A 7,693-nucleotide genomic window follows, 5' to 3' on the forward strand; every position below is an offset into this window, starting at 1 on the left:
GCCTTCGCGAGCAAGCCCGCTCCCACAGGTTTTGCGCACGGCCAAAAAATCTGTGGGAGCGAGCCTGCTCGCGATGGTCGTCAACGATGACGCGGGCTGCCTGATGCCCCGCGGTGGCCTGGCCTCCATCGCGAGCGTGCTCGCTCCTACAGGTACAGCGGATTCAATCCAGATCACTGGCCTGATGCCGTTCAGGCACCTGGCTTTCCTCATCGCCCCAGGTCCGGTTGACCCGCTGGCCACGCACCACCGCAGGCCGCTTGGCGATGTCTTCGGCCCAACGTTGCACATGCTTGTATTCGTGAGCCGAGAGAAACTCAGCCGCCGAGTACACCTTGTCCCGCACCAACTGCCCATACCATGGCCACACCGCAATATCGGCGATGCTGTATTCCTCACCAGCCAGATAGGCACTTTCCGCAAGCCGGCGATCAAGAACATCCAGCTGACGCTTGGCCTCCATGGTGAAGCGGTTGATCGGGTACTCATACTTCTCCGGCGCGTAGGCATAGAAATGCCCGAAACCACCCCCCAGATACGGCGCCGAGCCCATCTGCCAGAACAGCCAGTTCAAGGTCTCGGTACGCCCTGCCGGATCCTTGGGCAGGAAGGCGCCGAATTTTTCCGCCAGGTACAACAGAATCGAACCTGACTCGAACACCCGGATCGGCGGCTCTGCGCTGCGGTCCAGCAAGGCGGGGATTTTCGAATTCGGATTGATCTCGACAAAGCCACTGGAGAACTGATCACCTTCGCCGATGCGGATCAGCCAGGCGTCATACTCGGCGCCGGTATGCCCCAGCGCCAGCAGTTCCTCGAGCATGATGGTGATCTTCACGCCATTGGGCGTCGCCAGCGAGTACAGCTGCAAAGGCTGCTTGCCCACCGGCAGGGTCTTGTCATGGGTCGGGCCGGCAACCGGGCGGTTGATGTTGGCGAACTGACCGCCGGACGGGGCTTCGTGTTTCCAGACCTTGGGCGGAACGTAGGACTTTTTGCTCACGCATGGACCTCCTGGTGATGTGCTTTGAGCGCGCAAGGTCAGGCCGGTACGACGTCGCTGCCTTCGACCAGCAGCATCCGGTACTGCGCACCCTTGAAGCGATGTTCGCGCGCTTGCTCATAGGCCGGACTGTTGTACCACGCCCGAGCGGCGTTCATGTCGGGAAAACGCAGAATTGCCACACCTTCGGCCGATGGACCTTCGAGCACTTCGAGCTGGCCGTAGAAGGCGACCCGGGTGATGTCGTGGCCGGTACGGGCGGCGGGGGCCTTTTGCGCGTATTGCTGCATCTGCGTTTCGTCGGTGGTGGTTTCGCGGATGAAAATAACATAGGCGGACATGATGAATTCCTCGATAGAGTGTTCGGCTGCGTGACGATCACGCGATCCTGTAGGAGCGAGCACGCTCGCGATGGTCGTTAACGGTGACGCTGGGCAGCTGACACCCAGCGGTGGTCTCGGGTCCATCGCGAGCAAGCTCGCTCCTACAGGGGGACGGCGGGGTTTCTGGGGTCAGAGGCCCAGGGCTTCAACCAGCGCTTTGGCCAGCGGCCCACCGGATGCCGGGTTCTGGCCGGTGATCAGGCGACCGTCGACCACCACTTTCTCCTGCCACACCGCTGCCGATGAATACTCGGCACCCTCGGCGCGCAGCGCGTCTTCCAGATTGAACGGCACATCCGCCTGGGCGTAACCCGCTTCCTCCTCATTGGAGAATGAGGTCAGCTTGCGGCCCTGAACCAGCGGCGTACCGTCTTCCAGCTTGACCCCAAGCAACGCTGCCGGACCGTGGCACACCGCGGCAACGATCTTGCCGCCATTCCACGCACGTTCAACGGCATGCTTCACATCAGGATCGGTCGCGATATCGACCATCGGGCCAAGGCCGCCGGGGAAGAAGATCGCGTCGTAATCCAGCACATCCACTTCCGACAACCGACGGCTGTTGGCCATGCGGCGGATCGCGGCGCTGTTGCGGAATGCCAATTGCGCGGGATCGCTTTCGTCATAGCCGTCTTCCGGCGGGGTGCCGCCCAGCGGCGAGGCGTATTCGACCGCCACGCCGGCTTCGGCGAACACCTCGTAAGGGTGGGCGACCTCGGGAAAGAAGTACCCGGTTGGGCGGTTGTTCGGGCCGATTTGGGCGGTGTTGGTGAGGATGAACAGAACGTGTTTGATGCTCATGGCTAAAGCTCCGACAGGGTTAAAAATTCAGGTTTCAAATTCAGGCGACGGCTGCCGCATTGATCAGCGGGGCAGGGCGACGGCGTATGAGGGTCAGCCCGAAAAACACCAAACCAGTCAGGGTCATGGCAAAGCCCGCCCAGCCAGCGGACAGCAGGCCGTAACCCGCATCGATCGAGGCGCTGCCGCCCCAGGCGCCGATGGCATTGCCCAGGTTGCACGCGGCCAGCAGCATGGCGCCCATCAGCGAAGGTGCTTGCGGGGCCAGTTTGGTCAGGCGCACTTGCAGGGTCGGCAGGGACGCCATCAGGCCGGCACCGAGGACGAACAGGGCAGGGAACAGCACCCAGGGGTTTTGCCCGGCCGTGGCGATGATCGCCAGCATCGCCAGCGCCACACCGAAGCCCAGCACGATGCCACGCATCGGATAACGGTCGGCCATCGGCCCACCGACGCTGTTGCCCGCCGTCATGCCCAGACCGAAGATCGCCAGGGCCACCGGGATCATGGCCGGGGCCAGGAGTGCAGCATCGGTGATGATCGGGCCGATGAAGGTGTAGACCGCGAACAGGCTGGCAATGCCGGCGGTCGCCACCGCCATCACCCCCCACACGCTGCCGGTGCGCAGGGCCGACAGTTCCTGAATGATCGGCGTACCGTTCAACGCTTCGCTGCGTGGCAGCCACTGAAAGATCGCCAGCAACGCCAGACCGGAAAGCGCCGCCACCGCCAGATAGGTTTCACGCCAGCCCAGGTGTTGGCCGAGAAAAGTCGCCAGCGGCGAGCCGATGATGGTCGCGATGGTCAGCCCGGTCATGACGATGGCGAATGCCTTGCCTTCCTGTCCGGGGCCCATGATGTACGAGGCCACCATCGCGCCGGCGCCGAAGTAGGCACCCTGAGGCAGGCCACTGAGGAAACGCGCGGCCATCAGCAGGTTCAGGTCGGTCGCGATGGCGGACAGCACATTGCCGACTACAAACAGCGCCATCAAGGCCAGCAGCAGCGTGCGTCGATTGAGCCGGGCCGCCGCCAGGGTCACCGCCGGTGCGCCGATCACCACGCCCAGGGCGTAAGCGGTGATCGCGTTGGTGGCCTGGGGTACGTCGATGCCGAGGCTGGCGGAAAACAGCTGGATGATGCCCATGCTGGCAAATTCCGAAGTACCGATGCAGAAGCTGCCCAAGGCCAGGGCAAACAGCGCAAGGGCGCGAGTCAGCTTGTTCGCAGATGGCGTGTTCGTCATGTGAATCACCTTGATTTGAGTTGAGCCGCTTCGATTTGGCTACCGGTTCCGGCAGCCCCTTCTGGATGGGCCCAACTATGATTCAGGGTGAGATATTCAAGAAGTTTGTTTGCTTGATGTTAGATATTCATATGGCATTATGTCTGGTCAATCCCGCGATCCAGACGGTGGCAATCCATGCGCTACGATCTCAACCTGTTGCCGGTGTTCATTGCGCTGATGGAAGAGCGCAGCGTCACTCGCGCCGCCCTGCGTCTGGGCATCACCCAGCCGGCGCTGTCGAACGCGCTCAACCGGCTGCGCGACACGCTGCAGGACCCGCTGTTCATCCGCGAGCGCTATGGCATCAAGCCGACCCAGTTCGCCGAAGAGATCGCCCCGGTGATCGTCGAAAGCCTGACCCGGCTCGACGAGGTGCTCATCGGCCGGCAGCATTTCGATCCGGCAACCGCGACCCGTCAGCTCAACATCGCCGTGAACACCTACGTTGAAGTCGTGCTGGTGCCCGGGATCGTCGCCCGGCTGCGCCAATTGGCGCCGGGGATCAAAATGTCGCTGTCGCCCTATGGCAATGACCTGGCGGAAACCGGGGCGATTTCCGGCACCACGGACATGGTGCTCGGTCGCATCGTCGAACCGCCCGACAACCTGATCGTCCAGCACTTGATGGATGACAGCCTGGCCTGCGTGGTGCGGGCCGACCATCCGGACATCGGCGACAGCCTGTCGCGCGAACAATACGAGTCGCTGCGCCACGTCAACATTCAGCCACCGGGACGCCTCAGGGCAGGGCTGTTCCAGGCCCTCGACCGCCAGGGGCTGCGGCGCGAGCTGGCGATCTCGGTGACGCATTTTCTCGCGGTGCCGGAGATCATCGCGGTCACCGATTACTGCGCGACCCTGCCGCGGCAGATCTGCAAACAGATCGCCAAGGACTCGCGCCTGAAGGTGGTGGAGGCGCCGGTGGATCTGGGCACTTTCCCGGTGCAGATCGCCTGGCACGTGCGTTATCGCAACGACCCGGCGCACAAGTGGTTTCGCCAGTTGCTAGTGGAGACCGCCGCCGGGTTGTCCGCGGCAACCTGATGTTCATTCGCCAGAGGCAAACATCGGCAGGCGTTGCAGCATCCAGTTGAGCAGTTCCTGGGCGGGGGCGGTCAGTGCTCGACCGGACTTCACCAGCACTTTCGCCTCGACCCCGAGAAACAGCGGATGGTCCACCAACACCGCCGACAAGCTGCCCTGGGCAATCTCCCGATAGGCCGCGTATTCCCCCAGCAACGAAGCGAAGTCCCCGGACGCCACCAGGCGCTTGAGGGCCGCCAGCGAGTTGCTGACCAGCGCCGGGCGGATCTCGATCTTCTCGGCGTACTCGAGCATCTTGATCGCGTGGCCGATGCCGAAGCTGGTGGGTGTCAGCACCAGTTGGCAGGCCAGGACATCTTCCACGGAGGCAACGCCACCCCGGACGGCCAGCGGGTGATCCGGTCGCACCAGCAGCATCACCGGCTGCGAAGAGGTGGCGCAGAAATCGATGTGCGCGTGCGGCGGTGGATTGTAGGCCAGGCCGATGTGCGCGCGGTTTTCCGCCACTTCGCTGAGCACATCGTCCACCGGCAGGATGTCCAGGGTCACGTCGAGCTTGGGGTACTGCTTGCAGAACGGTGCCAGCACGTTGTCGACCAGGGCATCGACATAACCCTCGCTGATTACCACCCGCACATGGCCTTGCTGCAGGCCCTTGATCGCTTGCAACTGGTCTTCGAGCCGTTCCTGGTGCGACCGATACCCGCGCCAGAACTCCAGCAGATGCGCCGCCGCTTCGGTCGGCTGCACACCCCGGGCCTGACGCTCGAACAGCTGCGCGCCCAGTTCTTCCTCCAGCAGCTTGATCTGCCGGGTGATCACCGAAGGCGAGGTGTTGATGCTGTCCGCCGCGCCACGGATCGAGCCGTGGACCAGCACTTCATGGAAATACCGCAGCCGTTGCTGGTTGATCTCGCGCATATCGTCTTCCCTCACGTTCGAGTGTTGCTCATGGAGCAACGATACGCGAACTTAGTTGCTCTTGCTGGTCTGAAGGTGCCGGCGCAACATCCCTCCCACGACCTCTGTGAACAAGAATAATTGGAGACGCGCATGACCACCTTCACTCCCGAGGCAAGAACAGACGCCCTGGCGGGCCTGTACCGCAAGCTCAACTGGCGCCTGCTGCCGCTGTTGTTCATCTGCTATGTCTTCGCCTATCTGGACCGGATCAATGTCGGTTTCGCCAAGTTGCAGATGCAGAGTGACCTGGGCCTGTCCGACGCCGCCTATGGCGCGGGCGCCGGGATCTTCTTCCTCGGCTACGTGCTGTTCGAATTGCCCAGCAACCTGATGCTGCCCAAGGTCGGCGCGCGTAAGACCTTCAGCCGCATCCTGGTGTTATGGGGCATCACCTCGGCCTGCATGCTGTTCGTGCGCGACGTGCCGACCTTCTACGTGATGCGTTTTCTGCTGGGAGTGTTCGAGGCCGGGTTTGCGCCGGGCATGATCTATTACCTGTCCTGCTGGTACGGCCCGACGCGGATGGCCCGGGCCATCGCCATCGTGTTCATCGCCGGGCCCATCGGCGGCATCGTCGGCGCGCCGCTCTCGGCCTGGCTGATGACCACGCTGGCCGGTGTCGGCGGCATGGCGGGTTGGCAATGGATGTTCCTGATCGAGGGCCTGCCGTGCGTGTTCCTCGGCGTCCTCACTTACTTCGTACTGGCCAACAGACCGACGGACGCCCGCTGGCTGAGCACTGAAGAGAAGCAACTGCTGGTCTCGGAACTCGGTACAGCGGCAGGGCACTCGCATTCCTTCAAGGCGGTGCTGCGCGACCCGAAAACCTATGTGTTGGCATCGGCGTATTTCTGCATCATCTTTTCGATCTACGCCATGAGCTTCTGGCTGCCGGCGATTCTCAAGGACCAGGGCGTCAATGACACGCAACAGTTGGGCTGGTTTGCCGCGATTCCCTACATCGGCGCCGCCATCGGCATGTACTTCATCGGCCGCCGCTCCGACCGCCTGGGCGAACGCCGCCTGCACTGCGCGGTACCGGCCGGGATTGGCGCCTTGATGATGCTGATGTTCCCCTTCGCCGCCGGGCACGTGTTGCCGTCGCTGGCCCTGCTGTCGGTGGCCACCGCCGCGATGTTCATGGCCTACACCGTGTTCTGGACCATGCCCTCGGAACACATCAAGGGCGAAGCGGCCGCCGGCGGTATTGCCTTCATCAACACCATCGGCCTGTCCGGCGGGTTCTGGGGGCCGGCGGTGATCGGCTGGGCGAAAACCGCCACCGGCACCATGAACCTGGGCGTCGTCGCTGTCGGCTGTGCCGCGCTGTGTGCGACCCTGATCGTCTTGCTCAACAAATCTTCATCGACTCAAACGCCGGTGGCTGAATTCAGCGCCGGTTGAAACCAACATCCTGTTCCGCTAGGAACCCTGAAAAGAGAGCACTGCCATGCTGCTATACATGTCCACCTGGGCCGAAATCGAACAGTTCCTCCAGCGCAGCCGCACCATCGTGATTCCCATCGGCTCGAACGAACAACACGGCCCGACCGGCCTTTTGGGCACCGACTGGATGTGCCCGGAAATCATCGCCCGCCAGGCGCAGAAGGATGCCGACATCCTGATCGCGCCGACCTTCAACATCGGCATGGCGCAACACCATCTGGGCTTCCCGGGCACCATTTCCCTGCGTCCTTCGACCTTCATGGCGGCGATTGGCGACTGGGTGCGCTCGCTGGCGGCCCACGGTTTCGAAAAGATCCTGTTCCTCAATGGCCACGGCGGTAACGTGGCGTCGATCGAAGCGGCGTTCTCGGAAATCTACGCCGAAGCCAGCTTCGCCAAGCGTCCTGCGGGCTTTGCCTTGAAGCTGTGCAACTGGTGGGACCTGGAAGGGGTGAACGAACTGGCCAAACAGCAGTTCCCAACCGGCCACGGCGTGCATGCGACCCCGTCGGAAATCGCCGTTACCCAGTGGGCCTATCCGGATTCGATCAAGACCGCCGACTATTCGCCCCAAATCGCCAACTGGGGCCCGATCCGCGAAGCCGCCGACTTCCGCGCCCGTCATCCGGACGGCCGCATGGGTTCGGACCCGGCGTTGGCTACACCGGAAAAAGGGCGTGAACTGGTGATGCTGGCGGCGCAGGGGTTGGTGCAGGAGGTGGCGGCGTTTAGCCGGGAGGCCAAGTAATCCCGACTTCTGTAGGA

8 protein-coding genes are annotated in these 7,693 nt (G+C 63.0%); 3 read left to right on the forward strand and 5 right to left on the reverse strand.

Translation table 11 applies throughout. The features are described 5' to 3' along the window. Positions 1-163 precede the first annotated feature (163 nt). The 4 genes from yghU to K9857_RS28925 all read right to left on the reverse strand — a co-directional run bounded on the left by yghU (position 164) and on the right by K9857_RS28925 (position 3,433). Positions 164-1,003, reverse strand: a complete 840-nt coding sequence (yghU, locus tag K9857_RS28910; protein ID WP_224541764.1) for a glutathione-dependent disulfide-bond oxidoreductase — start codon at positions 1,001-1,003, stop codon at positions 164-166. A 38-nt stretch (positions 1,004-1,041) separates the two neighbouring features. Further along, positions 1,042-1,344, reverse strand: coding sequence for a DUF1330 domain-containing protein (locus K9857_RS28915; RefSeq protein WP_224541766.1), 303 nt, complete (start codon positions 1,342-1,344; stop codon positions 1,042-1,044). Positions 1,345-1,515: 171 nt separating this feature from the next. Next, the gene (locus tag K9857_RS28920) at positions 1,516-2,187 is read right to left on the reverse strand and encodes a type 1 glutamine amidotransferase domain-containing protein (RefSeq protein WP_224541768.1); all 672 of its coding nucleotides are present in this window, start codon (positions 2,185-2,187) and stop codon (positions 1,516-1,518) included. A gap of 40 nt (positions 2,188-2,227) precedes the next feature. After that, the gene (locus tag K9857_RS28925; RefSeq protein ID WP_224541770.1) at positions 2,228-3,433 is read right to left on the reverse strand and encodes an MFS transporter; all 1,206 of its coding nucleotides are present in this window, start codon (positions 3,431-3,433) and stop codon (positions 2,228-2,230) included. Positions 3,434-3,610: 177 nt separating this feature from the next. Here K9857_RS28925 and K9857_RS28930 point away from each other — a divergent pair, with 177 nt between their 5' ends. Further along, positions 3,611-4,519, forward strand: a complete 909-nt coding sequence (locus tag K9857_RS28930; protein WP_224541773.1) for a LysR substrate-binding domain-containing protein — start codon at positions 3,611-3,613, stop codon at positions 4,517-4,519. Positions 4,520-4,522: 3 nt separating this feature from the next. Here K9857_RS28930 and K9857_RS28935 read toward each other — a convergent pair whose 3' ends face one another. Beyond that, positions 4,523-5,440, reverse strand: coding sequence for a LysR family transcriptional regulator (locus K9857_RS28935; RefSeq protein ID WP_224541775.1), 918 nt, complete (start codon positions 5,438-5,440; stop codon positions 4,523-4,525). A 132-nt stretch (positions 5,441-5,572) separates the two neighbouring features. On the opposite strand from K9857_RS28935, the gene K9857_RS28940 reads away from it, so the two are divergent. Together K9857_RS28940 and K9857_RS28945 are read left to right on the forward strand one after the other, a co-directional pair. Next, the gene (locus K9857_RS28940) at positions 5,573-6,886 is read left to right on the forward strand and encodes an MFS transporter (RefSeq protein ID WP_224541778.1); all 1,314 of its coding nucleotides are present in this window, start codon (positions 5,573-5,575) and stop codon (positions 6,884-6,886) included. Between the two features lie 46 nt (positions 6,887-6,932). After that, a complete protein-coding gene (locus K9857_RS28945; protein ID WP_224541780.1) occupies positions 6,933-7,676 on the forward strand; it encodes a creatininase family protein in 744 nt (247 codons plus the stop codon). The last annotated feature ends 17 nt before the right edge of the window (positions 7,677-7,693 follow it).

Origin of the sequence: Pseudomonas sp. REP124, assembly GCF_020164475.1 — a bacterium.
Classification (GTDB): domain Bacteria; phylum Pseudomonadota; class Gammaproteobacteria; order Pseudomonadales; family Pseudomonadaceae; genus Aquipseudomonas.

What these genes read in the sequence shown, in the direction of transcription:
- K9857_RS28915 (WP_224541766.1), bottom strand. Translation starts at nt 1,344, where the DNA reads ATGTCCGCCTATGTTATTTTCATCCGCGAAACCACCACCGACGAAACG.
- K9857_RS28920 (WP_224541768.1), bottom strand. Translation starts at nt 2,187, where the DNA reads ATGAGCATCAAACACGTTCTGTTCATCCTCACCAACACCGCCCAAATC.
- K9857_RS28925 (WP_224541770.1), bottom strand. Translation starts at nt 3,433, where the DNA reads ATGACGAACACGCCATCTGCGAACAAGCTGACTCGCGCCCTTGCGCTG.
- K9857_RS28930 (WP_224541773.1), top strand. Translation starts at nt 3,611, where the DNA reads ATGCGCTACGATCTCAACCTGTTGCCGGTGTTCATTGCGCTGATGGAA.
- K9857_RS28935 (WP_224541775.1), bottom strand. Translation starts at nt 5,440, where the DNA reads ATGCGCGAGATCAACCAGCAACGGCTGCGGTATTTCCATGAAGTGCTG.
- K9857_RS28940 (WP_224541778.1), top strand. Translation starts at nt 5,573, where the DNA reads ATGACCACCTTCACTCCCGAGGCAAGAACAGACGCCCTGGCGGGCCTG.
- K9857_RS28945 (WP_224541780.1), top strand. Translation starts at nt 6,933, where the DNA reads ATGCTGCTATACATGTCCACCTGGGCCGAAATCGAACAGTTCCTCCAG.